This window comes from Saccharicrinis sp. GN24d3, from assembly GCF_052400645.1.
In the GTDB taxonomy this organism is placed as follows: Bacteria; Bacteroidota; Bacteroidia; order Bacteroidales; family Marinilabiliaceae; genus Saccharicrinis.
Map to the genome: position 1 here is coordinate 122,353 of NZ_JBQTGI010000002.1, position 25,822 is coordinate 148,174.

General features: G+C 39.5%; 25 protein-coding genes. 12 read left to right on the forward strand and 13 right to left on the reverse strand.

Annotated features, from left to right (window positions below; all coding sequences use genetic code 11):
* Window positions 1-308 precede the first annotated feature (308 nt).
* The 4 genes from ACT29I_RS03030 to ACT29I_RS03045 all read left to right on the forward strand — a co-directional run bounded on the left by ACT29I_RS03030 (window position 309) and on the right by ACT29I_RS03045 (window position 4,401).
* Window positions 309-1,205, forward strand: coding sequence for a prephenate dehydratase (locus tag ACT29I_RS03030; RefSeq protein ID WP_430932265.1), 897 nt, complete (start codon window positions 309-311; stop codon window positions 1,203-1,205).
* Window positions 1,206-1,209: 4 nt separating this feature from the next.
* Complete coding sequence (locus ACT29I_RS03035; RefSeq protein WP_444792672.1) at window positions 1,210-2,379, forward strand: pyridoxal phosphate-dependent aminotransferase; 1,170 nt, start codon at window positions 1,210-1,212, stop codon at window positions 2,377-2,379.
* A gap of 71 nt (window positions 2,380-2,450) precedes the next feature.
* On the forward strand, window positions 2,451-3,530 hold the full coding sequence (locus ACT29I_RS03040; protein WP_430932267.1) for a chorismate mutase: 1,080 nt from the start codon (window positions 2,451-2,453) through the stop codon (window positions 3,528-3,530).
* 94 nt (window positions 3,531-3,624) lie between these two features.
* Window positions 3,625-4,401 (forward strand): prephenate dehydrogenase/arogenate dehydrogenase family protein, encoded by a 777-nt coding sequence (locus tag ACT29I_RS03045; RefSeq protein ID WP_444792673.1) that lies wholly within the window; start codon window positions 3,625-3,627, stop codon window positions 4,399-4,401.
* Window positions 4,402-4,422: 21 nt separating this feature from the next.
* Here ACT29I_RS03045 and ACT29I_RS03050 read toward each other — a convergent pair whose 3' ends face one another.
* The 3 genes from ACT29I_RS03050 to ACT29I_RS03060 form a co-directional block, all read right to left on the reverse strand.
* Window positions 4,423-4,959 carry an RBBP9/YdeN family alpha/beta hydrolase gene (locus ACT29I_RS03050; RefSeq protein WP_430932269.1) on the reverse strand — a complete coding sequence of 179 codons (537 nt, stop codon included), beginning with the start codon at window positions 4,957-4,959 and terminating at the stop codon, window positions 4,423-4,425.
* A 125-nt stretch (window positions 4,960-5,084) separates the two neighbouring features.
* Window positions 5,085-5,663, reverse strand: coding sequence for a MarR family winged helix-turn-helix transcriptional regulator (locus ACT29I_RS03055; protein ID WP_430932270.1), 579 nt, complete (start codon window positions 5,661-5,663; stop codon window positions 5,085-5,087).
* Window positions 5,664-5,842: 179 nt separating this feature from the next.
* A complete protein-coding gene (locus ACT29I_RS03060) occupies window positions 5,843-6,076 on the reverse strand; it encodes a hypothetical protein (RefSeq protein ID WP_430932271.1) in 234 nt (77 codons plus the stop codon).
* A gap of 267 nt (window positions 6,077-6,343) precedes the next feature.
* Between ACT29I_RS03060 and ACT29I_RS03065 the strand changes: the two genes are divergently transcribed.
* The 5 genes from ACT29I_RS03065 to ACT29I_RS03085 all read left to right on the forward strand — a co-directional run bounded on the left by ACT29I_RS03065 (window position 6,344) and on the right by ACT29I_RS03085 (window position 8,846).
* Window positions 6,344-7,414: a CNNM domain-containing protein gene (locus ACT29I_RS03065; RefSeq protein WP_430932272.1), complete on the forward strand. Its 1,071-nt coding sequence runs from the start codon at window positions 6,344-6,346 to the stop codon at window positions 7,412-7,414.
* A 370-nt stretch (window positions 7,415-7,784) separates the two neighbouring features.
* The gene (locus ACT29I_RS03070; protein WP_430932273.1) at window positions 7,785-7,982 is read left to right on the forward strand and encodes an antitoxin Xre-like helix-turn-helix domain-containing protein; all 198 of its coding nucleotides are present in this window, start codon (window positions 7,785-7,787) and stop codon (window positions 7,980-7,982) included.
* A gap of 31 nt (window positions 7,983-8,013) precedes the next feature.
* Window positions 8,014-8,193: an antitoxin Xre/MbcA/ParS toxin-binding domain-containing protein gene (locus tag ACT29I_RS03075; protein ID WP_430932274.1), complete on the forward strand. Its 180-nt coding sequence runs from the start codon at window positions 8,014-8,016 to the stop codon at window positions 8,191-8,193.
* Window positions 8,190-8,483 (forward strand): RES family NAD+ phosphorylase, encoded by a 294-nt coding sequence (locus ACT29I_RS03080; RefSeq protein WP_430932275.1) that lies wholly within the window; start codon window positions 8,190-8,192, stop codon window positions 8,481-8,483. The genes ACT29I_RS03075 and ACT29I_RS03080 overlap by 4 nt, the downstream gene beginning before the upstream one ends.
* Window positions 8,484-8,582: 99 nt before the next feature.
* A complete protein-coding gene (locus ACT29I_RS03085) occupies window positions 8,583-8,846 on the forward strand; it encodes an RES family NAD+ phosphorylase (RefSeq protein ID WP_444792674.1) in 264 nt (87 codons plus the stop codon).
* On the opposite strand, the gene ACT29I_RS03090 is transcribed toward ACT29I_RS03085, so the two are convergent.
* The 8 genes from ACT29I_RS03090 to ACT29I_RS03125 form a co-directional block, all read right to left on the reverse strand.
* A complete protein-coding gene (locus ACT29I_RS03090) occupies window positions 8,847-10,298 on the reverse strand; it encodes a TrkH family potassium uptake protein (protein WP_430932277.1) in 1,452 nt (483 codons plus the stop codon).
* Between the two features lie 84 nt (window positions 10,299-10,382).
* Window positions 10,383-11,723, reverse strand: a complete 1,341-nt coding sequence (trkA, locus tag ACT29I_RS03095; protein ID WP_430932278.1) for a Trk system potassium transporter TrkA — start codon at window positions 11,721-11,723, stop codon at window positions 10,383-10,385.
* 173 nt (window positions 11,724-11,896) lie between these two features.
* Window positions 11,897-13,927: a ComEC/Rec2 family competence protein gene (locus tag ACT29I_RS03100; RefSeq protein WP_444792675.1), complete on the reverse strand. Its 2,031-nt coding sequence runs from the start codon at window positions 13,925-13,927 to the stop codon at window positions 11,897-11,899.
* Window positions 13,928-14,044: 117 nt separating this feature from the next.
* Window positions 14,045-14,434 carry an SRPBCC domain-containing protein gene (locus tag ACT29I_RS03105; protein WP_430932280.1) on the reverse strand — a complete coding sequence of 130 codons (390 nt, stop codon included), beginning with the start codon at window positions 14,432-14,434 and terminating at the stop codon, window positions 14,045-14,047.
* A gap of 383 nt (window positions 14,435-14,817) precedes the next feature.
* Window positions 14,818-16,017, reverse strand: a complete 1,200-nt coding sequence (locus ACT29I_RS03110) for a C1 family peptidase (RefSeq protein WP_430932281.1) — start codon at window positions 16,015-16,017, stop codon at window positions 14,818-14,820.
* Window positions 16,018-16,308: 291 nt separating this feature from the next.
* The gene (locus ACT29I_RS03115; protein WP_430932282.1) at window positions 16,309-17,379 is read right to left on the reverse strand and encodes an AMP-binding protein; all 1,071 of its coding nucleotides are present in this window, start codon (window positions 17,377-17,379) and stop codon (window positions 16,309-16,311) included.
* Window positions 17,361-18,407, reverse strand: a complete 1,047-nt coding sequence (locus ACT29I_RS03120; protein WP_430932283.1) for an o-succinylbenzoate synthase — start codon at window positions 18,405-18,407, stop codon at window positions 17,361-17,363. The genes ACT29I_RS03115 and ACT29I_RS03120 overlap by 19 nt, the downstream gene beginning before the upstream one ends.
* A 60-nt stretch (window positions 18,408-18,467) precedes the next feature.
* On the reverse strand, window positions 18,468-19,370 hold the full coding sequence (locus ACT29I_RS03125; protein ID WP_430932284.1) for a 1,4-dihydroxy-2-naphthoate polyprenyltransferase: 903 nt from the start codon (window positions 19,368-19,370) through the stop codon (window positions 18,468-18,470).
* Window positions 19,371-19,537: 167 nt separating this feature from the next.
* Here ACT29I_RS03125 and ACT29I_RS03130 point away from each other — a divergent pair, with 167 nt between their 5' ends.
* The 3 genes from ACT29I_RS03130 (at window position 19,538) to ACT29I_RS03140 (ending at window position 22,807) form a co-directional block, all read left to right on the forward strand.
* Complete coding sequence (locus ACT29I_RS03130; protein WP_444792676.1) at window positions 19,538-21,118, forward strand: AAA-like domain-containing protein; 1,581 nt, start codon at window positions 19,538-19,540, stop codon at window positions 21,116-21,118.
* Window positions 21,119-21,255: 137 nt separating this feature from the next.
* Complete coding sequence (locus ACT29I_RS03135) at window positions 21,256-21,753, forward strand: hypothetical protein (protein WP_430932286.1); 498 nt, start codon at window positions 21,256-21,258, stop codon at window positions 21,751-21,753.
* Between the two features lie 310 nt (window positions 21,754-22,063).
* Window positions 22,064-22,807 (forward strand): hypothetical protein, encoded by a 744-nt coding sequence (locus ACT29I_RS03140; protein WP_430932287.1) that lies wholly within the window; start codon window positions 22,064-22,066, stop codon window positions 22,805-22,807.
* 451 nt (window positions 22,808-23,258) lie between these two features.
* On the opposite strand, the gene menB is transcribed toward ACT29I_RS03140, so the two are convergent.
* The gene (gene menB, locus ACT29I_RS03145) at window positions 23,259-24,080 is read right to left on the reverse strand and encodes a 1,4-dihydroxy-2-naphthoyl-CoA synthase (protein WP_430932288.1); all 822 of its coding nucleotides are present in this window, start codon (window positions 24,078-24,080) and stop codon (window positions 23,259-23,261) included.
* A 30-nt stretch (window positions 24,081-24,110) separates the two neighbouring features.
* Window positions 24,111-25,808 carry a 2-succinyl-5-enolpyruvyl-6-hydroxy-3-cyclohexene-1-carboxylic-acid synthase gene (gene menD / locus ACT29I_RS03150; RefSeq protein ID WP_444792677.1) on the reverse strand — a complete coding sequence of 566 codons (1,698 nt, stop codon included), beginning with the start codon at window positions 25,806-25,808 and terminating at the stop codon, window positions 24,111-24,113.
* Window positions 25,809-25,822 lie beyond the last annotated feature (14 nt).

A 25,822-nucleotide genomic window follows, 5' to 3' on the forward strand; every position in this document is an offset into this window, starting at 1 on the left:
TTATTTTTTAGAGCAAATATTTTTGTTCCGAATTTTTTATACTACATTTGCCAGCATAAACAAAAGACAAATGACCCATTTTGCATTTTTTTACAGCTTTTATTTTTACTTTTTTGGATTCTGTAATCAAAAAGAGGTGGGTAAATAGTATATAAATTTTCAAAAGAAATTTTAAGTCCCGCCTCAATGAGGCGGGACTTTTTTATTTTCTGGCGCTGGCAACAACAGCATTATTAACAAAAAGGTTGACACCATAGAGCAACAACGATGCTGCAATACTGTAACAACCTTATCGTAAAAAAACAATTATGAAGAAAGTAGCAATTCAAGGAGGAGGAGGTTCAAACCATGAAATAGCAGCCAAGGCATATTTTGAAACAAATGACATTGAAACGGTTGAGTGCGACTCTTTTGAAGAACTTTTTTCCACATTAAAGAAGGATAATTCCATCTATGGCATTATTGCTATTGAAAACACGTTGGTGGGTAGCATCCTGCAGAACTATACTTTATTAAAGGATTCCGGACTGGTGATAATCGGCGAATACAAATTGCGTATTAAACATCAATTACTTGCTTTACCCGGACAAAGTATTGAAGACATTACAGAGGTTCACTCTCACCCCATGGCCCTGGCACAATGTAGTGAGTTTTTTAAAAAGTATCCTCATATTAAAATGATTTCACGCGATGATACAGCATTAAGCGGTAAGTGGATTCAGGATAATCAATTAAAAGGGATGGCAGCTATTGCTCCCGAATTGGCAGCAGAAAAATATAAGTTAGATATTATCGCCAGGGATATAGAGACCAACAAAAGAAACTTCACCCGCTTTTTAATTATCTCTGATAAGGGAAAAACTGAAGTCGAAGAATTGTTGATTACGCAAAAGGTAAATAAATCCTCTTTAGTCTTTGCTCTCCCGCATTCTGAAGGAAGTCTGTCTAAAGTGCTATCCATTTTGGCCTTTTATAACATCAACCTATCAAAAATACAATCGTTACCGGTTGTAGGTCGCGAATGGGAATATTTATTCTATATCGATTTAGTATTTGAAGATTACAACCGATATCTGCAATCATTAGATGCTATACGTCCCTTGACCAAAAACTTGAAGAGCTTGGGCGAATACCACGTAGGTAAAAGATCTTTTGATGCAGTAAGTAACGACAACAAACCTCTTTCGGAACAAAAAACATTTTAAAGCCATGGCAATACAACCCGCCAATCGCATCAGCGAGGTAAAAGAATATTATTTCTCCAAAAAACTTAGGGAGATAGATGAAATGCGACAACAAGGCATACAGGTGATTAACCTGGGTATTGGAAACCCCGACCGCCCGCCGCACCCTGAAGTTCTGAAGGAACTTAATAAGGCTTCGTCAGAAAAAGGAAATCATGGCTACCAGAGCTATATTGGTATCCCGGAGTTAAGAAATGCCTTTGCTTCTTGGTATAGACAGTATTTTGAGGTTGCGCTTGATCCTGCCAAAGAAGTGTTGCCACTGATGGGTTCCAAGGAGGGCATCATGCATATTTCCATGGCTTTTTTAAATAAAGACGATAAGGTGCTGGTGCCTAATCCCGGCTACCCAACCTATGCTTCCGTTTCTAAATTAGTGGAAGCCGAAATGGTGACGTATGATTTAGAGGAGGAACTAAATTGGCAACCTGACTTTGAGAAACTGGAAAAATTAGATTTGTCGAAGGTGAAATTAATGTGGGTGAATTATCCCAATATGCCTACAGGCGCTAACGCAACCCTTGAGTTATTTGAGAAGCTGGTTGCCTTCGGTAAAAAACACAACATACTTATTTGTAACGACAATCCGTACAGTTTTATCTTAAACGATAATCCATTAAGTATTTTCAGGATAGAAGGAGCCAAAGATACTTGTATCGAACTTAACTCTTTAAGCAAATCCCATAACATGGCCGGATGGCGTGTGGGAATGGTCGCGTCCAATCCGGAATTTATCCAATATATTCTTAGGGTAAAAAGCAACATGGACAGTGGCATGTTTAAGCCCCTACAGTTGGCAGCGGCAAAGGCTTTAGGCTTAAAAAAGAGTTGGTACGACGAAGTAAATAAGGAGTATTATCAGCGTCGCGAATTGGTATGGAAAATAATGGATATGCTGGATTGCAAATACGACAAAAACCAATCGGGCATGTTTATTTGGGCTAGAATACCTGAGCAAACTGAATCCGCTGAAAGATTATCTGACCAGATTTTAAAACATGCACATGTATTTATTACTCCGGGAAGTATTTTTGGACAAAAAGGACAACGATATATCCGTATATCCCTTTGCTCAACACAAGATGTATTAAAAGAATCAATTGAAAAAATAAAACAGAACTTACTATTAAAATAATTTCGATACAGAGTGGTATAACCTGTCACTTGATGTCGTCACTTTTTAGAGAGAACAAAAAATACAATAAGATGGTAAAATTAGACCTTGAAAAAATTAGCCTTCCAGGACTTGACCTTGAGCGTCCTTGGGTAATCGCCGGCCCTTGCAGTGCCGAAACCGAAGAGCAGGTAATGGAAACTGCTACGCAATTATCAACAAATGGCTTTAAAATTTTTAGAGCTGGAATCTGGAAACCAAGAACTCGTCCGGGTGCTTTTGAAGGTGTGGGAACCATCGGTTTGCCCTGGCTAAAAAGGGTAAAAGAAGAGTTAGGACTTTATGTGGGGACAGAAGTTGCCAATGCACACCATGTTTTCGAAGCTATCAAACACGGAATCGATATTCTTTGGATAGGTGCAAGAACAACTGCTAACCCTTTTGCCGTGCAAGAAATTGCAGATGCACTTAAAGGTGTTGATATTCCGGTATTAGTAAAGAATCCTGTAAATCCTGATTTGGAGCTTTGGATTGGTGCTTTGGAAAGAATAAATCAGGCAGGTATCAAAAAATTAGCTGCGATTCACCGCGGATTCTCTACATACGATAAAACCAAATACCGTAATCATCCACAGTGGCAAATACCTATCGAGTTGAAACGTCGTTGTCCGGAGTTACCGATTATTTGCGACCCCTCCCATATTAGCGGCAAGGCTGAGTTGATTTACGAGATTTCTCAGGAGGCCATGGACTTGGGTTTTGATGGGCTATTGGTAGAATCGCATCGTTGCCCGGAAAAAGCATGGAGTGATGCCAAACAACAGGTGACGCCAGTGGAACTGAAAAAAATTACGGATAAAATAGTACTTCGAGAGCCTAAAATCGGTGAAAAACCCAGAGTTACTTTGGATGAGCTACGCCAGGAAATTGATAAGTTAGACAACGCAGTCCTGGATACGCTTAAAAGGCGTATGGAGATTTCCGAAGCAATCGGTACTTATAAAAAAGAGAATAACATTACCATTTTACAAACCCGACGTTACGATGAAATTATGAACAACCGTAAAGAACGAGGTTCCAAACTTGGTCTGTCGGATGAGTTCCTAACCAAACTTTTCGAGAGCATTCACGAAGAGTCCGTAACTCGTCAAAACAAAATAATGAATCAATAATTCAGCCGAGAGTCCGCAGTCTTCAGTATGCAGTGATGTAAAAAACTGCCCGCTGTAGACTGCAGACTGAAAGCTGTAATCTGTAGACTTAATTATGAAGATCTGTATATTGGGTGCCGGAAAAATGGGCACGTGGCTTACCGATGCACTTTGCCTCGACCATGAAGTGGCCATTTACGACCCCAACCTCGAAAAACTAAAGTATATTTTCAACACACAACGTTTAACCAAACTTGAAGAAATTTCAACATTTGAGCCAGAACTGTTGATAAATGCAGTGACGCTGAAATACACCATTGCTGCCTTTAAAGAGGTGGTACCGTATTTGCCAAAGGGTTGCATTATTTCAGATATTTCTTCGGTAAAAACAGGTTTTCAGGAATATTACGAAGAAACGGGCATGCGCTATGTTTCTACTCACCCAATGTTCGGCCCTACGTTCGGAAATTTAAAATCGTTGAGGGAACATCATGCCATTATCATATCTGAAGGCGACCATTTGGGGAAAGCGTTTTTTAAAGATTTCTTCGGAACGCTGGGGTTGAATATCCACGAATATACCTTTATCCAGCATGATGAAACTATTGCATATTCGCTGTCCATTCCTTTCTCCTCTACCCTTGTTTTTGCCGCTTGCATGAAAAAACAAGACGCCCCGGGAACCACATTCCATAAGCATCTCGATATTGCTAAAGGCTTGTTGGGCGAAGACGACTATCTGCTTTCCGAAATACTATTTAATCCGTTCACGAGCGGACAGGTGGAAAAAATCAGGTTAAAACTGAAAGAACTATTGGCTATTATCGAACACAAGGATATGGACAAGATGAAATCCTTTCTTTCCGAAGTCAGACAAAACATCGAAGATTAGGGTCCACATCGACTTCATTAATTAAGCCGTATTAACCAAATTTTCGAGTAACTTTTGACCTTCGGCCCATTCTCCGATGTTAGAGTCGGAATTAATATGCCCGGCTTTGCCAACAGAAACAAATTCACTTCCCCAATCCTGAGCCAATTTTTCTGATTCCTCAATGCTTGACCATTGGTCGTTGATGCTGGCCACCAAAATGGTTGGGAATGGAATTTTGGACTTGGGAACGGGCAAAAAAGAATCCAACCCATATTCCGGCGGCACACTTTCCACATTTGGAGGAGCTACAATAAAAGCAGCTTTTATCTTCTTTTGATATTTATGCACCCAATGAGATAAGGTTATGCCACCCAGACTGTGGGTTATAAAAACAACCTGGGACAAATCCAGCCCAATAGTAGCCTCCTCGATGGAAGCTACCCACGCATCGCGATTGGGACTATCCCAATTAGCTTGTTCTATTCGCTTGCAATTGGGTAATATCTTCTCAAAATGACTTTGCCAATGGTTTTCATCCGAATTTCCTAATCCCGGTAAGGTAAAATAGTATATCATGTATTATTGATTATAATAAATTTGAACACTAAACAACGACATTCCTGAAAAGTTATTGGTCGACACCTACATTATCCTACTGTTTAAGTATATTTAATAGGCTTTTATTTAGGTATGCAATGTATTCAGCTCCTATTCGTTTCAAACTCATCACAATCGAGCCTAATCTCATAACCCAACAATGGTTTTTCCATTAAGTTACAGTAATGCTTTCCTGATTGATTGGAATAAAACCGACAAGCATAGCAAGTTCTTTGTACACTGATAATTCCAGATTGGTTTAAGTGGTAAATAATTTGCGTAATGGTTTGATAGAATTCGCTCGCGTTATGTTCACTCATTGTTTGAAGAACCGGCAATAACGGTTTTGCGAAACCTTTTAATTCAAGAACCAACTCCTTACCTTTTTCAGAAATAATTAAGGAGTAGCTTCTACTATCCGATAAAAAATAAGCCTTCTTAACGAGTCCTTTATTGATCAACACCCTAACCGCATCGCTTATAGTTGGTTTGCTCAAATTAAACTCAAGAGCTAACTGGCTTACGGTACACAAATCCGTTTTGTGAGTTGCGACAAATAATAATATCTGAATTTGAATGGGGCTTACCCCATATAACTTCGCTTTATTCCAATATAAAGTTTTAAAGACCTCTGAAATACGTTCTAGTCCATCTACTATCTTTTTATTCAAATCCTCACTCATGTGTAGTATAAATTTGCTTAACCAAACAAAGTTAGCAATCCTCACTTAATCAAACAAAAGATAAAATGGATCACGATCAATTGGATATATTTTCAGTTTATATTCTATTAAAATCTGATTAAAATAAATAGGTAGTTAAGATTCGCATAAGGACTCCTAACTACCTGTCTGAAAAAAAATTAAGCTTTTACATCTTCAATTGAAGCGCCAAAATTTAAATGTAGCACGTTCCCTGTTGGAGTTAACAATGCAGGTACAGACCTTACCCCTGCCGACTCTGCTTCCGGAATTCTGGATTTGTTCTCACCAAGATGAACGATGTCAACGTTTGACTCACCAATAAGCCCAACGATTTCCTGTTCGGCACTAACACAAACCGGACAACCGGCATGATAAAAAATTGATTTTTCCATGATTACGATTGTTTTAACAGTTACAAAAAAAATATCAAGACCAATTTAGTAAGGATTCCTTACTTTATCAAGTGTTTTATCCATTCATTTTTTTTATCAGCCACCTAGTCTTGCACAAAAGCACCTTTATCCTCTAATTTACTACAGGTTACAACATACTAAGAGTTGGCAATAAAAATGCTGCTTGATCCGGTTTTAATATTTAATGGTGATAAAATATGGGCGATTGTTAAGGTATAGGTAAAATTGTATCTTTATTAGAAAAACATGATACTTCTTTTTACTTATTTGTTTCTTGCTTTGTTTGTTTCGTTTTTATGTTCCATCATGGAATCTGTACTACTTTCAACACCGCAATCTTTTTTAATCACCAACCGGGAGAAGGGTAACGAATGGTCAAGTTCTTTCCTCGAACTTAAAAATAATATTGACAGACCTTTTTCAGCTATTCTTTCTTTGAATACAGTGGCACATACGGTTGGGGCTGCGGGTGTTGGTGCGCAGGCCATAAAGGTATTCGGAGAGGCTTCTTTTGGGATTGTGTCGGCCATATTGACCATTCTGATACTCATAGTGACCGAAATTATCCCAAAAACCATGGGTGCCTTATATTGGCGAAAGCTGGCCAAATTTACCTTTTTCACCATCAGGGTGATGATATTTATTACTTACCCTTTGGTATTGATGTCATCGTTCATTTCCAATTTATTTATAAATGACAGGAAAGAAAAAACCGTCAGCAGGGAGGAAATTGGCGTTTTAGCCAGCATAGGAGCAGATGAAGGAGTTTTTTCGGAGAAAGAGCAAAAGATCATTCAGAACGTATTAAAATTAAAAGACATTAAGGTAACTAAAATTATGACGCCAAGAGTGGTAGTGGCTGTGGCGGACGAGAATCTTAGTTTGGGAGATTTTTTAATGCGCAAGGATTTTGTTAAGTTTTCCCGCATACCGGTATATGCCGAAAATGACGAACACATAACAGGTTATGTGTTTCGGCAAACCGTATTCGAAAAGCTGGCGGTTGACGAACACAACATGAAGTTAAAGGATATCAAAAGGGATATCCTTATTGTCCCTAACTCCATTGTACTTTTTTCTTTATGGGAAAAGCTGCTGGAGAGGAAAGAACATATCGCATTGATTGTTGACGAATACGGTGGCCTGGATGGCATCGTGACTATGGAAGATATTATTGAAACCCTGTTAGGCCTGGAGATTGTTGATGAAACGGATATGGTAACCAACATGCAGGAATACGCTCGCCAAAGATGGAAAAACAGACAGGCCAAGTATAATATGTTGGATAAGTTAGGAAGAGGGGAAAGAAGTGAGTGATGAGTTGTGAGTTGACATGACACTAATTTATGTGCAATATTTTTGAAAATACCATTAAACGAAATTATGCCTACAGTTATTTTGATTCATTGGCCAGAACTAATCAACTTGACCCCACATTGTTTTCTGTTTTGATATTAGAATCCGCAAACCACAGTGAAGAGAATCAAGCTCCTCTATTACAACTTTTAAAATCGGATGCTTTTGAATTCGATTCTGGCCCCCACAAAAAGCTATACCCTATACTCAAGCCTTTTTGTGAGGCAAATAATTGAAGTTGAATCAATGACATCAAAAGACACACCTACTCGAACCAAGTCAACTGTCGGCAATTATTCGTAATTTGTCGTACTTTACAAAAAGTAAAATCATGAAAGTAGCTGACATAACATATGATTCACTTGATAACAAAGGCGTCTTTAAACTTATTGATACCACAAGAGAAGGAGTAAACTATAGTACTTTTGAAGAATTTTCATTGTCTTATCCCTTAAGCTCTTCGGATTGGTCAAGAATATTAAACATGTCGGAAAGAACAATGCAGCGATATAGAAAAGAAAAAGTTTGATTCAGTTCATTCGGAAAAACTTCTTTTGACCATGCTTTTGTTTTCAAAAGGTTTTGAAGTTTTTGGAGAAAAAAAGAATTTTCTATCTTGGCTATATTCCAAAAGTATAGCTTTAGGAAATATCAGACCAATTGATTTATTAGATAATTCGTTTGGCATAAACCTGGTAAAAGATGAGTTAATAAGAATAGAACATGGAATTTTAGCATGATAGTTTACCGACTTGCTAATAAGAAGTACTCACAAGATCTATCAGATACCGGTACGGAAATAACTGGCGGAAGATGGAATTTCAAAGGAATAAAACTGCTTTACACTTCGGATTCAAGAGCCCTGTGCATGGCTGAAGTAGCAGTTCATACACCTATTGGGATTATGCCCAAAAACTACTATTTAACTACTATAGAAATACCGGATTATTCAGATATCGCAAAAATAAAAATTGAGTCTCTACCCAAAGACTGGAGGCTGTTTCCTTATTTAACCCGCAATATGCATTAGAAATTCTATTACACATTGAAATTACTTTAAATCAAGACACTTCGTTGCATCAACTTCAACTCACCAGAACGATGCTCCCGAAAGTAATCGGGACAAGTTATGCCTCGTTTCGGTAATGCCTTGTTTTATTGTACTTGCAATGCTCATGACGAACCTCCAATACATAATCCGGATTTAAGAGCAACACAAGAATTTGGAAATACCTTCGTTAATAACCACAAACATCTTTATATCAAAGTGCCATCTGCAGCAGTACAGGGCGACTTTAACATTTTAATCAATCCTCTTCACCCTGATTTTAATGAAGTTAAAATTATCAAAACAGAGAAATTTTATTTTGACGAACGGTTATTCAAAAAATAATTAATTCTTCCAAAAATGCGGGGAAAAAAGGAGCACCACCGTAAAAATCTCCAATCGCCCTATCAGCATCAAAAAACTCAAGAACCACTTACCAAGGTTCGGGATATGGGCAAAGTTGGCTGCCGGCCCTACCTCTCCAAGTCCGGGTCCAATATTACCAATACAGGTTGCAACTGCACCTATTGACGTATTCAAATCATATCCCATAAAGGACATGATTATCATACTGATACCTACTATCAACATGTATATAACGATAAAGGCTAATACGTTTGTAATAATGGTAGGAGATACGGCTTTGGAGTTAAATCTGACAGGAATAACTGCATTTGGGTGGATCAGTCTCTTTAATTCGAAATAAGCATTTTTCAATAGCAAAACAATACGTACCACTTTAATCCCACCCCCGGTAGAACCTGCACTACCTCCAACAAACATTAACATAAACATGATGATACTTAGGGTTGGAAACCATACGAGGTAATCGGCCGTAGCATAACCCGTTGTTGTAATTAAGGAAACCACCTGGAATAAGGCATCCCTAAAAGCTTTTTCTACATTTGTTACATCACCCGAAACAAACAGTACCGCAGCTACCAGCACGGAAACCAGTAGTACAAAACCTAAATAATACTGAAATTCCTCATCTTTAAACACCTTTTTTATCTTACCATGTAAACCGGCATATGACAATGAAAAGTTGGCACCAGCAATAAACATAAAAAGGATAATCACATACTGAATGTAAGCGGAATCGTAAAAGGCCACACTGGCCTGTTTGGTAGAATAGCCTCCTGTGGCCATAGTGGTAAACGAATGACAGATCGCATCGAAATAAGTCATCCCGCCAGCCCACAACAAGATAGTTTCAACCACCGTAAACAGCACGTATATTCCCCAAAGACGTTTGGCCGTGTCTGCAATACGCGGGCTTAATTTTTCGGCTACAGGCCCCGGAACCTCCGCCACAAATAGCTGCATCCCCCCCACGCCTAGCAAAGGCAAAATAGCCAATGAAAACACGATGATCCCCATTCCTCCCAGCCATTGGATAATGCTTCGCCAAAACAATATCCCATGAGGCAAAGCTTCAATATCGTTTAATATGGAGGAACCTGTGGTAGTAAAACCCGACATGGTTTCGAAGAAGGCATCTGTAAAGGAAGGAATGGCTCCGCTCAAATAAAATGGAAGCAGACCGAAAAACGAGAAAACAATCCATACCATAGAAACTATGATATATCCCTCACGCTTTCCTATATTTTTCTCTGCCTTATGATTGGTGGCAAATAGTATCCCACCGATAGAAATACATATTAACGCAGACCAAAGGAAATAAGGCAAGTCGTACTCACCGTAAATTGCGGCAACCACTGAAGAAAGTAACATAAATGCACCTTCTACTACCAGAAGAAGCCCCATAATAAGCAGGACTATTCTACCATTTAACATACCAAAGGATAGTTTATCTTTTCGAAACCAATAATGAAAGGCACAAATTTACTCCGCTATTTTAGATATGCAAAAAATGTTTGATTAAAGAAACATCTTTTCAATCTTTCGGATACCCGAAGGCATGGCAAAAACCACCACCTTATCGTTCGGAATAATTTGCGTGTTACCTGTTGCAATGATGGCAGTTCCGTTTCGGATGATTCCTCCCACATTTACATCTTTCGGCAACTTCAGATCACTTAATCGGCCTTTAATAATTTTGGAATCTTGCGTGGCTACCAATTCCAGCACTTCTGCTTCTGAGGCGATCAGGCATTTTACGTGCGAAACACGAGCTCTAACGGTATAGCGATAAATATAACTTGCGGCAATCAGTTTTTTATTGATCAACGTTCCTATACCAATATTCTCGGCCAAATCGATGTAATCCATGTTCTCCACCTCGGCCACTGTTTTTCGGATACCCATTTTTTTGGCCAACTGACATGCCAAAATGTTTACTTCTGAGTTTGAGGTTACTGCAACAAAGGCATCCATCTTTTTAATACCTTCATCTTTTAACAACTCAAGGTTTCGGCCATCCCCGCTAATCACCAAGGTATTCTCCAGGGTATCTGCCAGCTTGGTGCTTTTATCGCGGTCAATTTCAATCAGTTTCACGTTATAGTCGTCTTCTAAACGTTGCGCCACTTTTTTACCTATTCGGCTACCACCGAGAATCATCACATTCCTGACATCAAAATGCTCTTTCCCTGCGTCCTCCATTACCTTTAGGGTTCCTTCGGGAGTTGTTAAAATGTAAGCTAGGTCATTGTGTCTGAACGATTCATTACCGCGAGGAATAATAGTTTGCCCGTCCCTGTTGATGGCGACCGTATTATATAATTTGGTCTCGTGCATTTCTGCTACCTCGGCCAAGGTTTTATTTACAATGGGTGCATTGGCTCTAATCTTAATCGCATATAAAATCAGTTTACCATCAGAAAAATCAATTTGCTGTCGGATACCCACTCTTTTTAAAGAGGTAGCAATTTCCTTGGCGGCCAATTGCTCCGGATAAATCAGTTCGTCCACCCCTAACTGATTAAAAAATTCCTTGTTTTCGGGTAATAAATATTCGTAGTTGTTAATGCGGGCAATAGTAACCTTGGCACCCAGTTTTTTTGCCAGTATTGCCGACAATATGCTTAACTCCTCGTATGGAGGAACGGCAATAAACAAATCGCAGGCCGCTACATTGGCTTGCTTTAAGTCCTCAATAGAGGAAACCGACCCAACGATCGTCATCAAGTCAAAATGAGCGTCAATCTGTTGAAGACGTTCTTCGCTATCATCAATCAAAATAACATCATGATTGGCATGGCACATCATTTTTGCAACATGTGTACCTACCTCCCCTGCACCTGCAATAATAATTCTCATCGATTACTTTTTCTTAAAACACAAATACGAAAAACCGTATTTAGAAAACCGATGCAAATTTATAAGATAAAAATTAAAATTGTCCACCATTAACAATATTTATTGTAACACCCTATTTATTTGCGCAGCAAAACATTAACACTTGATACGGGATGAATTTTGATTTGTATAGACTAGATAGTCATCGAATATGCACCATCCAACATTACAAAATGGGCATTTAACTTACGATTTATTAGTTCTTTTTGCAGATATCTGCTTTGCGAATTAGAAAACGAGGAATCAAATATTAGAGTTTGACCGTTCAATGTATCCAACATCTTTTTTATTTGAAATGACTTAAGTTTTGCGGTGAACACAATGATATCTGTATTGCGGCCAAGTTTTTTGATATCAACCTCACCATTTAAAACAAGTATGTTTTTGCCTTTAAAGGGAATAGGACATACAACAATTGAATCCATTTTATGAGGGTATAGGTTCTGCGCTTGTTGATGCAGAACGAGAGGCAGCACAGCGTAATCTATTTCTTTAGTATCCAGTGATTCATTTAGCCAACATTCGCATTGATGGATTGATGTTACTGTTATTGCCGTTTTATCCTTTACCTGATGAACCGAAAATACTTGCTGGTGGTATTTATTATAAGTTGCTACCGATATTCCTGTTATTCCAATCCATAAAAACGTCATTCCATAAACTAAATATTTACCCCGTTTTAAATGTCGCCACATCACAAACGAAATCAGCGATACATAAAACACAAATACCTGGTAAAATTGCAGCTGTATTCTTGTATATCGTGCAAATGGCAAACAACCTGTCCAAGCTGTTATCTCGTTCAAATACCCGAACATGGCTGAAATAGCATCGGCCACTAAAAGCATAACAATTGAATCTCCGGGCAGAACGATTACCATTATAGCACCAACCAACATAATGGGTAAAACAGGGATTATCAATATATTGGAAAGAATAAACCAGGTAGGAAAAAAACCAAAAAGAAAAAGACTTAAGGGAAGCGTTCCGATTTGCGCAGCCAGCGAAACGGAAACCAAAGCCCAGGTATATTTGCCCCATGGGGAAGAAAAATACCACACCCCGTTAATGAGGGGATAAAAGTACACGATGGACGCCACTGCTAAAAAGCTCAACCAAAATCCTGCATGAATAGCTGAATCTGGTTTTATGATTAAAATTATAAATGCGGCGATAGCCATGGAGTGGTAAATATTGTATCGGTGGCTCTTCCACTTGGCGATAACAAAAATGCTAAACATTAGCGTAGCCCTGGAAACAGAAGGCGACATTCCGCTAATGGCCGCATAAAACCATAAGGCAAAAATCACAATCAGAACTTTAACTAATGCTATAGCCCCTTTTCCTATCCTACCCAAAAGCGACATGAGCATGAGATAGATAATTCCGACATGAAGCCCTGAAATAGATAACACATGAATGGCACCTGCACTGGAGAAGTTTGCCTTGGTTTGGTAGTTTAACATGGATTTATTCCCGAGTACCAAGGCAGAAACTATGGCAAATTCTTCCTCGTTTAATGGAAGAAGCCGTAATTTACCTTCTGCTTTCTGACGGGCTTGATAAAAGAAACGATTTACCGAGAAGGAACGTCCCAATCTTTGAACATTTTGACGCTCTGTAAAAAACTGGCCTTCCACACCCTTGTTTTTCATGTAGTTGGCATATTCAAAGGCAAAAGGGTTTCCGGTAAGCTTTATTTCGGAAAGGGTGGCTTCATAAGCTATTTTATCCCCGGGCAGTAATTTATCTATGCTATCGTTGCGAACATACATTAAAGCATTAAAATAATATTGAGAAGTAGAATCAATATTAACACATGAGAGAATGAGGCTTTGCTTGTCATCCGCATCTTTAATCACTTGTTTTACGATGGCTCTGTAAACACGCTGTTGCGCCAATAAAGATGCATCAAAAGAATAGTTAGGTTTATTAATAATTCCGAAAGTCAATAACGCCATAGGAATAATCACACCAACAATCCAACGTTTGGAATAGCGTATTCCAGAAGAACGAAATAAAAAAGTGATTACCAACAGGCTCAGCGCAAATATCAATAGATAAGATATTAACGGCGTTGGAACAAATAATGAAAGAACCCGGCCTACAAGTAGCGGTAGCAGCAAACGCACAAAAGGGACAGCACTGTAGTTAATGGAATTCATACGCTCCAGTTAGGTTTGATATCTAACTAAAGTTAACAAAATCGATTTTTAATGTCAAGTACCGTTTACCAAACTTTTCCAAAGTCAAAAATTTTGGAAAAGGTAAATTATTCAGGGTTAATCCTGTTCAAAAAATTCTTTGATAGCTCCCAGGTAATATTCGTTCCAGCCTTCACATATATCTTCAAAATCCTCTTCGGGGATATTGGTATGTACTAATTCTACCTGGCACAGGTTTTTCTGCTCAAATATTTTTATGGTTACGATGGAAGGTTCGGGCTGCTCTCCGAAATACCACTCCTGAACTACCTTTTTATTGGTTTCGAATTCCAGGTTCTTACCCGATATATCGCCTTCCCAAAGTGAAAATTCGGAATTTGGCTCGGTGGACATCTCGGCCTTATAGCCCGACCATAATTCAATGGTAAACGGATTGGTTAAGGCTGCATAAATATCCCCGGCTTCCGCCCTGATTTTCATTCGGGTTTTATAGTCTTTGTAGTTCATGATGTAGATAATTAGATATATAACTGATAAGTGGCGCTATTCTCATACAATATGGACAAATATAATCCCAAAATTGTCATTAGAAAATACCTGATAAGTAATTCGACTAATAAAATCTGAATATTTCTGCAAAACTGAATTATAAGAATTTCTTAGTCGGGACTTCCCGGATACGCAAAAAGCCTGCTGCCGTTAGAAATTATTTTTATTTTCTAAGAACCGATCTCGGATAAAATCATCCGGGAGGAAACATCAGGCATTTAAAAATAAAAGCCACCTCCGATAAACGAAAGTGGCTTTTGACGTTACCATTTATGGTTGATTGGGTAAATCGCTGGTGATGATAACGTATATCTTAACTATTGTCAATTGGCACTGTTGAACTATCTGATGCCCAATTTCTTTTTAAGCGTTTTAGGCAAAGTGTTTTTATTGATCATGATATTCATGGTTTTTAACAGCACAAAAGGTTCCGAAGCATAAAAATAACCATCGTACTTGTTATTGGTATCCCACGAATTTTTCACCTTATAATAAATGGATCCTTTCTGATCCTTCACCATTCCTGTGATATGCATTCCATGATCATCGGTACTTAAATAATTATCGAATTGTTCCTGGCGCATTTCTGGTGTAATCACTTTTTCCTTTACAGGGCCGTCAAAACTGTACATCATTTTCTCCCGCTCTGCATTGCTCATGGCTTCCCACTTTGAACGTTCCGATCCATCCATTTCTTCAATGTCGCTTTCAGGAACCACAGCTACCCCATTTCTGAAAGAAAACCCTTTTTCGCTGACATCGGATGCCCACCCAAAGGTATGCCCTTGTTCCAGGGTGGCATGCATAATCTCCTTTAAATCATCTAAGGTAACATTGTAAACTTCCCCCCACACCCAGTTATCAGGTACTTCAAATACAAACTTTGAATAATAAGGGTGGTGGGTAAACGATGTTAATATGATATAATCATCCGCATCTAACCCTGTAACTTCTTTGGCAAATGTTTTTGGGGTGTATTCCTTTTCCTTGTAGGTAAATGTTTCAGGGTACTCCCCCATGTATGCATCCAATATGCCGTTAAATCCTTTGTGCCACACCGGAGATAGTTTTTTGTTCTTGTTTTCGATAACACCATCAACATATACTTTTAACAGTTTATCCAACTCCCCATGCACATGCTTAGGCTCACCGTAATTTAATCCTGCATATGTTTCTTCGGGAACAATACCATAGTTACGCAAAGTGTAAAGCACATCTTCGAAGGATCCACCTGCCCCAAAGTTTAATGATCCATGCAAACGAACGTATTTTACGGCCTTATCTGAATAACAGTTTCTTACCACGAACATTTCGGATAAATCAAAAGAGCCCTTCCCGTTTTTTATAGCCTCGGATTCCAAAAACGAAAGTCCCGAAAAACTCCAGCAAGTACCTGAACGATATTGATTTTTAACCGATGTTGCTTCTAAATCATAGATAGTTTCAAATTTGTATCCCTCTTCTTTTTTGTCCTGTGCACTTAAGTTGCTCAACGTCATAAAAGCAATCAAAACAGCACTTGTCAACTTTAAATTCTTCATATAATTAATTTTTCATGCAGGTGACATCCATAAATCAGGCCGGTTTCTGACCCATCCGCCAAAGAAAGCAAAACCCATTTTTTTTTACTATGATTTTCGGCATGTTTGTATTTGGGTCACCTTCTTTCATTCGGACTACAATTCTTCACCAAATAATTATTCGCCCAAATCCATTCAACGCACAATAGGCATGAGAAAATACATCATGCGGTTTCAACACGATTATTCATAGGCCTCGTTTTGGAATGGCAAATGGTAAAATGACATTCATCAGAACAAGTACCACTCAAATTACATGCCACTGATTAATCTCTTTACTTCCCCCCGCTTAATTTTACCCGTTTCGGTTAAAGGGAAATTTGGAATAATTTTAATCTCCTTGGGAATTTCATATTTGGAAAGTACGGAAGAAAAATCGGCGAGATGAACTTGCCCACGGCTTGTTTCCAAAACCATTACCACCCTCTCACCCAGTTTATCATCGGGTAAAGATGAGATAACAAAGGGTACCTTTATTACGGAAGCCAATTTCATTTCCACCTCCTCCGGAATTATTTTAACGCCTCCCGTGTTAATGATACTGTCGTATCTTCCCAAAAACAGGAATTCATGCTTGTTTTTCAGTTTGACAATATCGTTGGTAATTATTTTTTTTTCGCTGATATCAGGTGCTATAATTTTTAAACAACCCCTTTCGTCCTGTTCAAAGAACACGTTAGGCATGGCTTTAAAAAAACCGCACCCTGCTTTTATCTCCCGGATAGCCACATGGGATACTGTCTCGGTCATGCCATAGGTTTCATAAAACCGGGTAGGTAAACCCATCAACTGCTTCTTTAATCCGGATGAAACCGCCCCGCCTCCTATAATTACCGATTTTATTTTTTTAGTACAATCAGGAATTGAATGATACACCTGTAATGGAACCATTGCCGCAAAATCAATTGATCCGGGGATACCCAAAAGTGGAGTACCTGTGGGCTCTGCCAGAACCAAATTAAAACCACCGACAAATGCCCGAACCAACATCATCTTACCTGCAATATAGTTGGCTGATAAACACAACAGGGCTGTTTTCTCCGGAGTCAAATTAAAATATCCCACCGTTTTCTTTGCCGAAGCAAGCATATACTTTTTCTGCAATCGGATTTCTTTCGGTATTCCCGTTGAACCCGAAGTATGTGCAACCACATAATCGCCAGGCGATAACCATTGAAGAATAAATTGATAGATATGTGTTTGCCATTCAGGCATGGGATTATGTTCGAGTTGAGTGGCACAAAACCCCTTCAATTCTTCTCCTTCACGGCAAATCCCATCTAACTTTATACTGTTATATTTTTCTATGGTAAATCTCCCCATGACTCATTCCTATTATAGCTAAGATGACCGGCTTTCACCTGTAACGGAGAATTGATATTATTAGAAAACACCCGACCCGTGCCCAACCCCTGCGGCATGGAATTATGCTGAACAGCCGTCCATTGGGCAATGGCATTTAGTCCGACATTCCCCTCCAGCGCCGAGGTGGCCCACCAATTAACATGATACTTTTCCGCTAAGCTAACCCATTCTTCCGATGCCTTAAACCCGCCTAATAAGGAGGGCTTTAAAATAATATATTGAGGTTTAATAACCGAAATCATTTCCTCTTTTTGCAGAACGTTATATATTCCAATCAATTCCTCATCCAAGGCAATCGGCAAGGGTGTTCCTGCGCAAAGCTCTGCCATCGTTTGCCATTGTCCTGCTTTTATGGGCTGCTCTATGGAATGGATACCCAGTTCACTCAGCTCGGTTAACTTTCCCATGGCTTCATCAGTTGCAAAAGCCCCATTGGCATCTACCCTTATTTCTATTTGAGCGGCATCGTATGTTTTTCTAATTTCCTGAATCAATTCTATTTCCTTTCGAAAATCCAGCGCCCCGACCTTTATCTTTATGCAATTAAAACCTTCTTCAAGTTTTTGCGCTAACTGTTCTTTCATATATCCCGTCTCGCCCATCCAGATTAATCCATTAATGGGGATCGCTTTTTCTCCTATTGAAAATTCGGAGTGAAATATTTTCCTGACGCCTCCATTCCTTAAGTCAAGCAAGGCCATTTCCACGGCAAATCGTATCGCGGGCCATTCTTTTAAATATTCGTGAAAATTAATAACGTAGGAGTTGATGTTGCTGCAAACTTCTGCTAGTTTCTTTTCGAGGTCAGGCCTGTCGTCCATGCTCAGCTTCGGCAAGATGGAACATTCACCAAGACCTACAACCTCTGGTCTGGCCGTTTCATAAACGCGGATATACCAGCTATCCTTTGTCTTTAACACCCCGCGTGAGGTACCCCCGGGTGTGACAAATTTTAAGGTATGTTTTTTAAAAGAAGCTGTTAGCATAAAAAATGTATCATGTAAGAAGGCTCAAAGCCTGCTCATTTCTAGCGGGGTATCAAGATATTAAAAAAACAATCCAAATCCCGACAACAAAACCAAAAGAAATGTGGCTATGGCCAATTTTTTAAGTTGAGGGTCAAGAAGTTTTGGTTCTTGGTTTTTACGCACAAAAACAAGGTTTTTTATAAGAATAACAAAAACCGGAACAAACAACCATTGCCAAGAACTATTGAATTGAAACACCCCGTAAACAGCCATTAAAACCATAGCGCCAATAAGAAGAAAGGCATGGTATTTTTTACCCCAACTACTTCCGTTCTTCACGACCAGCGTATTTTTCCCTGTTTTAGTATCATTCTCTACATCGCGCAGATTGTTCAGATTTAAAACCCCGGTACTTAAGAAGCCAATGGCCGAGGCAGGCAACAACAGCCATACGTTAAAACTTCCTGTATGTAAAAAGTAAGTTCCCAACACCCCTGCTAAGCCAAAAAATAAGAATACAAAAAAATCGCCCATACCTTTATAACCATACGGATTTTTACCCACCGTATATTTAATAGCAGCAGCAATAGCTCCTACTCCTAACACCAATAAACCCCATGCCTTTATACTCATCGCCTCAAAATTTCCATAGCTGATTAATACCAATCCTGAAATTAAGGACAGTATGGAAAACAGAATAACGGTGATTTTCATTTCAGACGTTGATATTTTGCCTGTGGACACCATGCGTTCCGGCCCAACACGCTCTTCATTGTCAGCCCCTGAAACAGCATCGCCATAGTCATTGGCCACATTGCTTAATACCTGCAACAAAATTGTAGTTACAATGGCCAATATACCAACCTGCCAATTATATGCTTGATGATAGGCTGCAATAAAATTACCCATTAAAATAGAAGACAAAGCCAAGGGAAGTGTTCGCAACCTAAAGGCTATGATATAAGATTTAAATTTTGACATGTAGAATACCGCAAAGGTTTTATTAAGGCCCTAAAGATATTAAACTGGATGAAAGTTCACAACCAACGATCCGAACAGTTTGTGCTATATGTTAACAATCAGGATAACTAACCATACTAATCATCTGCTTATTTCGTACATTTGTTATAACCAAAGTAAGATGAGTCATGCAAAAGTTTTTTAACACAGCCGGACCTGTTAATCAGGATGAACACTATAAACTTGATCCGCTTTCTAGGTTCGATCTTGAAGATATTGAATTCTTAATTGCTCAGAAGAAATATTTTATAATGTATGCTCCTCGCCAAACCGGTAAAACCAGTTGCCTATTGGCTTTACGTGAATACTTAAACTCGCAAGACGATTATTTCGCACTTTATATTAATGTAGAAGCAGGACAGGCCTACCGCAACAACATTGATGCTGTTCAACGGGTTATTATCAAAGAAATTGAAGAGCAATTAAAGCAATCAGATATTCCTCTTAAAAACAACGACATATATGAACCAGAAAGTTTATATGGTTTCAGTTATGTCAGGGACTTTGTAGCTAATTTGTGCCGAATGCTAAGTAAACCCCTGGTTCTCATGATCGACGAAATAGATGCACTTGTAGGTGATTCCCTTATTTCAGTATTACGTCAGATACGCGCAGGTTATACATCACGTCCCGAATCATTTCCCCAAAGTATTATATTATGCGGTGTTCGCGATGTGAAAGATTACAGAATCCACACCTCCGGGCAAGATATTATTACAGGTGGTAGTGCATTCAACATCAAAGCCAGATCTTTAAAGTTAGGTAACTTCACAATAGAAGATTGTGAAAACCTTTACCTGGAACACACAAAAGAAACAGGACAAATATTTGAAGAGGATTGTTTCCCGTTGGTATGGGAATATACCGAGGGTCAACCCTGGCTGGTTAATGCACTGGGCTTTGAGATAACCTTTGAGATGAAAAAAAACAGAGACCGTTCTGTCCATATTACACCTCAAATGATAAAATCAGCCAAAGAAAACCTGATTATGCGGAGGGAGACCCATCTGGACCAACTGAGTGACAAACTTAAGGAAGAGAGGGTACACAATGTAATTTCATATTTGTTGGCCTCTTCTGACCAAGCCGTTGGAGGAAGCAATGACGACATAGAATACGTGATGGATCTTGGTCTGATCACCAAAGAAGTTGGTAGCAATTACAGAATAAGTAATGCCATCTACAAAGAAGTAATCCCACGTGAATTAACATTGTCCATACAAGGTTCTATGACCGAAGATCGTTTGTGGTATCTTAATCCTGACGGCCGTTTAAATATGGAAAAACTGATGCAGGGATTTCAAAATTTCTTCAGGAAAAACTCGGAAAGCTGGATAGAACGTTTTGACTACAAAGAAGCAGGCCCCCAATTATTGATGCAAGCCTATCTTCAACGAATTGTAAATGGAGGAGGCTTTATCAACAGAGAATACGGGTTAGGTATGATGCGTACCGACCTACATGTCCAATTCCCGTACGGCGATAACCAATGGCAGGAAGAAGTTATTGAGCTAAAGATTATTCACGACAGTTACGAACAAACACTAGCGAAGGGACTTACACAAACTTCTGCATACATTGATAAATGTGGAACCGCTGATGGACATTTGGTTATTTTTAACAGAGATACCGATACAAGCTGGGACGAAAAGATCACTTATAATCTGCATCATTTCCAAGGGAAGGACATCCATGTTTGGGGAATGTAATAAATAGATTGTTAGATTGGAGATAATAGCCTAATTGGCTATAACCATTCCACAACCAAAATCCATCCATTTGTATTACAAAACATTTTCATTATGTTTGTATACAAACACTAACAAACTAACTTAAAACCATTACCATGGACAATCAAACTAACCAAGAAACACAAGTTGTACCTGCATTGGCATTTTCGGAAAATGCACTTAAATTTTTAAAAACAGGAGCCGGCTGGGCCAAATTCATAGCCATTATCGGTTTCATTTTTGTTGGGCTTATTGCCTTTGGAGGACTCATTTTTGGAATTGTATTCTCTTTTATTGGCGATGGCATGTTTCCAGTTCCCATGCCATTTCCTCCTGCCATATTTAGTTTCTTGTATTTAATACTGGCTTTGATTTATTTTTTCCCGGTATTTTACTTGTATAAGTTTTCTTCAAAGGCTTATGAGGCAGTGGTAACGCTTACAAGCAAGAATCTGGAAATAGCCATGTTAAACCTAAAATCTTACTTTAAATTTATTGGGATATTGATTATTGTGATGTTTGCATTATATGCTATTGGAATAATCGTAATGATTGCAGGGTTCTCTTTTTTCCAAAATGAAATAATGCAGATGGGAGGAGGAGCTGTGATGTAAAACAAGAATAAGTGTGGACAATTCGCTTTTAAATATTCTCAGGCTTCATATGCACCTTTGACTTCAATAAGCGGTATAAATAAACAATACTTGCGAATATTATAAATAAACCAATAGGATAATCATTTTACCATTTAACTTTGGTAACTTATTGTTTATAAACTTTTAAAACATTATATTCACAAGTGAAAATTAGATATCAAACAGATGACCCCTAAGACCGGAAACCCGCCGGCAGAGTTTTGACGGACAACACCGAAAGGTACGGCCCAGGGCATCTGCAAGTACTAACCGTCAAATTTATACAAAAATGACAAACAAAGAAGCTTACGAGGCTAAATTTGCCGAGGCAACGGCCATCCCGGCCGAAAAAACACGCTACCCCTACATTCCCGTGGACGAATACACCGACGAGTGCGAGGAACTTTTTTACACCGCTACCCAGGACAAGCAAGCTTTACTTAAGGCTGGTTTACAAGAAACCATGATTTCTAATCTAGAAATCCTTACTGATGCTTTACGTGAAGCGCAAAGCATTTGGAACCGGGACAGAGACCTAAAAAAGGAAAATGCCAAAGAATGGGCCGAAAAATCAGAACAAGGTTTTAATTTACGCAACGAAATGTTGCGAGCCTGCAAATATGCCTACAGGCATAACAATGATATTTTACGTCGGGTAGCGGCTATTGCCGAAGGAGAAGACACCGCTGATATGATTCAGGATTTAAACGATTTGTCCGTGTTGGCCAGAACCTACCCGGAACCCATACTGGGAGTTGGCTGCACGAATGAAAAAATAGAATTGTCCAGCACCTTATCTGGCGAGTTGGCTGCCTTACGTTATATAGCCAATGGCGAAAGAGAAGAAAGCAACGAAAACAAAATTATCCGCGACCAAATGTACACCCTGTTAAAAGAAGTAAACGATGAAGTTAGGGAATGCGGCAAGTTTGTATTCTGGAACAACCCTGAAAAACTAAAAAAATACAGTAGCCGCTATAACAGAAAACACAGGGGCAATGGTTCCAATGATGAAAATCCTATAACGGAGTAAATAAAAAATCCCTTTTCAAAACACCCCCATCCCCGTATCTTTGATACGGTACTTCCCCCGGCTACTAAGCCAGGGGAAGAACTGTACAAAGGAGTTTATATTTTACAGAATAATATCGATGAACAGCTCCACCTCCCCGCTGAACTGCCCCAGATGACCGCTGAACAGCATTCCTGAGGCGCTGAAGTGTTTTACCCCACCGCTGAACAGGCTGCATAAAGCGCTGAAGTGTTCAATCTACCCGCTGAACTACCTACCAGGGCGGTGAACAGGGTCAACCACGCACTGAACACACATTTTCAATAATTTAGCACCTTATACCAAACACCGATTATTGAGCTAAGTGAAATCCCGTATCCTATAGAATTAATTTCTACGGGACCGACTGACCATATACCGATAACGGAACACCGATTACTGTTTTACTGCCTACTGAAGACTGCCTACTGAATCACGGAAACTTAGGAAACTGCTTAAAATCCGGATCTCTTTTCTCCAGGAATGCATTTTTACCTTCCTGCGCTTCTTCCATCAGGTAATACATTAAGGTGGCATCACCGGCCATTTCCATCAGACCGTGCTGACCGTCTAATTCGGCGTTTAATCCCCGTTTGATCATTCTTAAGGCCAGCGGACTGCGCTTCATGATGGTACGGCACCATTGAACGGTTGTATCTTCCAACTCCTCCAGAGGAACCACTTTGTTGACCATACCCATTTTTTCCGCTTCTAAGGCTGTGTATTGCTCACATAGGAACCAGATTTCGCGGGCTTTCTTTTGGCCCACGTGACGCGCCAGGTAAGAAGAACCAAAACCGGCATCGAAGCTTCCCACTTTAGGCCCTGTTTGTCCAAAGCGGGCATTGTCCGAAGCTATGGTCAGGTCGCAAATCACGTGCAGTACGTGACCTCCCCCAATGGCGTAACCGTTAACCATGGCAATGACAGGCTTGGGCAGAGAACGGATTTTCTTGTGCAGGTCTAACACGTTCAGGCGAGGCACACCTTCCTCATCGATATATCCGCCAACACCTTTTACTTTTTGGTCGCCACCAGAACAAAATGCTTTATCACCCGTTCCGGTTAAAACGACCACATTAATATCCTGACGCTCACGACAGATCTCGAACGCATCCAGCATATCCATAATTGTTTCCGGACGGAAAGCGTTATACACCTCTGGTCGATTGATGGTTACTTTGGCTATGCCTTCAAAAAACTCGAATTTAATGTCGGAATACGCTTTGATGGTTTCCCAGTTATATTTGCTCATATTTTTTAGATAATAAATATATACCCTAATCTACGTGTTTGACTGTAGATTCTTAAAATACTTTCTTAAAATTTTACCATTTAATTCGCCTGGCGTAAAAACCTCCAACAAAGTAGCTTGTTCATTGCTTTCCACAAATTCCTGATAAGAAGATTGTAATTCCTCCTGGTTAGCACACGAAAGATATCTTAAACCAAATGCTTTGGCAATATACTCGGCAGATTGATGGTGTTTGGCCTCAAAAAATTCCTCCAGCTCCTCAGCCTCGGCTGGCCCGGGAATAAACCTGAATATTCCACCTCCCCCATTGTTCATTACCACAATTTTAAAATTCGGTTTTAGATATTTGTTCCACAAACCGTTGGAATCGTAAAAGAATGACAAGTCACCAGTGACCAACATTGTTGGTTTATCCTGAACGTTGGCAGCTCCAACAGCTGTGCTTACGCTGCCATCAATCCCACTGGTGCCTCTATTGGAATATGTATTCACCTTAATCTCATCCTGAAACAATTGCGCGTATCTGACCGGAGTACTGTTGGCCAAATGTAAGGCTGTATCCTGCGGTAAATGACTATAAATATACGACAGCGCTTTAAAGTCACTCCATTTAGCTTCTTCAACATAAGCCAGGTGTGCCTTTCTGTTCTTTTCCCTTCTCTGGTGCCACATATGTTGATAGCGGCTTTTTTTATTTTCAACCCTTCCCGCAATTTGCTTGAAAAAATCTAACGGATTCATCTTAACCGAAAGACTTAGATGCTGAAAGGTATCAATCACATTATCGTTTAACGCAATATGCCAATGCGCTTTGGGAGGATTTTCCCTAAGTACTTTTTTAATTTGCTTGCTAACAATCTGTCCTCCAAAGGTAATGAGCATCGATGGTTTGAACAGTGCCGTTTCATACCCGTTAATACTAAACACCTGGCGGTCGATACATTCCACCAACTTTTCACCTTTTAAATTGGAAGTGGTTTCCGTAAGCACAACCGTATTTGCATTATCCGCAACTGTATTTATCACATGGTTTAGTTCGTCATCCGGAGCAAGAACTCCCGTTAAAATCATTACGGATTCAGCTTTATTCCACTTCTCCCCTAACGCATTTAGCTGGACTTCTGATAACACAGCATCCGGCACCAGGTTCAAATAAGGATCTTTCTTTAGACTCATAGCAGAAGTCCGTCCGTACAAAGGCTCCCTTAACGGGATATTGATATGAACCGGCCCCATAACCGGTTGAATGGTTTTGTGAAACGCTTCGGTGATACAGCGCTCGGTATACCATTGGTCATCGGGATGATTAACTTTTATCGGCAAATCTATTCCGTACCGAATGTAATTTGAAAAAACGAAAGATTGATTAATCGTTTGTCCGTCGGCCTGGCCCACCCACTCAGGTGGTCTGTCAGCGGTTAAAACCATCAAAGGTATTTCCTGGTAAAATGCCTCCGCCACTGCCGGCGCATAATTTAAAACAGCCGAACCACTGGTACAAACAACAGCCACAGGACGTCTGAGCTGCTGCGCCATGCCCAATGCAAAAAAACCGGCGCTTCGTTCGTCAACAATGGTGTAACACTCTATCTCTTCAATGGAGTTAAAAGACAGAATCAGCGGGGCATTGCGCGAACCCGGAGAAATCACCACTTCTTTCAAGCCGAGCTTTACACACTGCTGCACTAATATTTGTACTATTGGTTTATCTGATATCGTTTTTGTCATTTCTTTTGTTTACC

Coding starts and splice junctions, on each gene's coding strand:
- ACT29I_RS03075 (WP_430932274.1), top strand. CDS start 8,014: ATGCTTTTGTTTTCAAAAGGTTTTGAAGTTTTTGGAGAAAAAAAGAAT.
- ACT29I_RS03070 (WP_430932273.1), top strand. CDS start 7,785: ATGAAAGTAGCTGACATAACATATGATTCACTTGATAACAAAGGCGTC.
- menB (WP_430932288.1), bottom strand. CDS start 24,080: ATGAGCAAATATAACTGGGAAACCATCAAAGCGTATTCCGACATTAAA.
- ACT29I_RS03130 (WP_444792676.1), top strand. CDS start 19,538: ATGCAAAAGTTTTTTAACACAGCCGGACCTGTTAATCAGGATGAACAC.
- ACT29I_RS03110 (WP_430932281.1), bottom strand. CDS start 16,017: ATGAAGAATTTAAAGTTGACAAGTGCTGTTTTGATTGCTTTTATGACG.
- ACT29I_RS03040 (WP_430932267.1), top strand. CDS start 2,451: ATGGTAAAATTAGACCTTGAAAAAATTAGCCTTCCAGGACTTGACCTT.
- menD (WP_444792677.1), bottom strand. CDS start 25,808: ATGACAAAAACGATATCAGATAAACCAATAGTACAAATATTAGTGCAG.
- trkA (WP_430932278.1), bottom strand. CDS start 11,723: ATGAGAATTATTATTGCAGGTGCAGGGGAGGTAGGTACACATGTTGCA.
- ACT29I_RS03090 (WP_430932277.1), bottom strand. CDS start 10,298: ATGTTAAATGGTAGAATAGTCCTGCTTATTATGGGGCTTCTTCTGGTA.
- ACT29I_RS03060 (WP_430932271.1), bottom strand. CDS start 6,076: ATGGAAAAATCAATTTTTTATCATGCCGGTTGTCCGGTTTGTGTTAGT.
- ACT29I_RS03055 (WP_430932270.1), bottom strand. CDS start 5,663: ATGAGTGAGGATTTGAATAAAAAGATAGTAGATGGACTAGAACGTATT.
- ACT29I_RS03045 (WP_444792673.1), top strand. CDS start 3,625: ATGAAGATCTGTATATTGGGTGCCGGAAAAATGGGCACGTGGCTTACC.
- ACT29I_RS03100 (WP_444792675.1), bottom strand. CDS start 13,927: ATGAATTCCATTAACTACAGTGCTGTCCCTTTTGTGCGTTTGCTGCTA.
- ACT29I_RS03105 (WP_430932280.1), bottom strand. CDS start 14,434: ATGAACTACAAAGACTATAAAACCCGAATGAAAATCAGGGCGGAAGCC.
- ACT29I_RS03030 (WP_430932265.1), top strand. CDS start 309: ATGAAGAAAGTAGCAATTCAAGGAGGAGGAGGTTCAAACCATGAAATA.
- ACT29I_RS03050 (WP_430932269.1), bottom strand. CDS start 4,959: ATGATATACTATTTTACCTTACCGGGATTAGGAAATTCGGATGAAAAC.
- ACT29I_RS03140 (WP_430932287.1), top strand. CDS start 22,064: ATGACAAACAAAGAAGCTTACGAGGCTAAATTTGCCGAGGCAACGGCC.
- ACT29I_RS03115 (WP_430932282.1), bottom strand. CDS start 17,379: ATGGGGAGATTTACCATAGAAAAATATAACAGTATAAAGTTAGATGGG.
- ACT29I_RS03065 (WP_430932272.1), top strand. CDS start 6,344: ATGATACTTCTTTTTACTTATTTGTTTCTTGCTTTGTTTGTTTCGTTT.
- ACT29I_RS03080 (WP_430932275.1), top strand. CDS start 8,190: ATGATAGTTTACCGACTTGCTAATAAGAAGTACTCACAAGATCTATCA.
- ACT29I_RS03120 (WP_430932283.1), bottom strand. CDS start 18,407: ATGCTAACAGCTTCTTTTAAAAAACATACCTTAAAATTTGTCACACCC.
- ACT29I_RS03125 (WP_430932284.1), bottom strand. CDS start 19,370: ATGTCAAAATTTAAATCTTATATCATAGCCTTTAGGTTGCGAACACTT.
- ACT29I_RS03135 (WP_430932286.1), top strand. CDS start 21,256: ATGGACAATCAAACTAACCAAGAAACACAAGTTGTACCTGCATTGGCA.
- ACT29I_RS03035 (WP_444792672.1), top strand. CDS start 1,210: ATGGCAATACAACCCGCCAATCGCATCAGCGAGGTAAAAGAATATTAT.
- ACT29I_RS03085 (WP_444792674.1), top strand. CDS start 8,583: ATGCCTCGTTTCGGTAATGCCTTGTTTTATTGTACTTGCAATGCTCAT.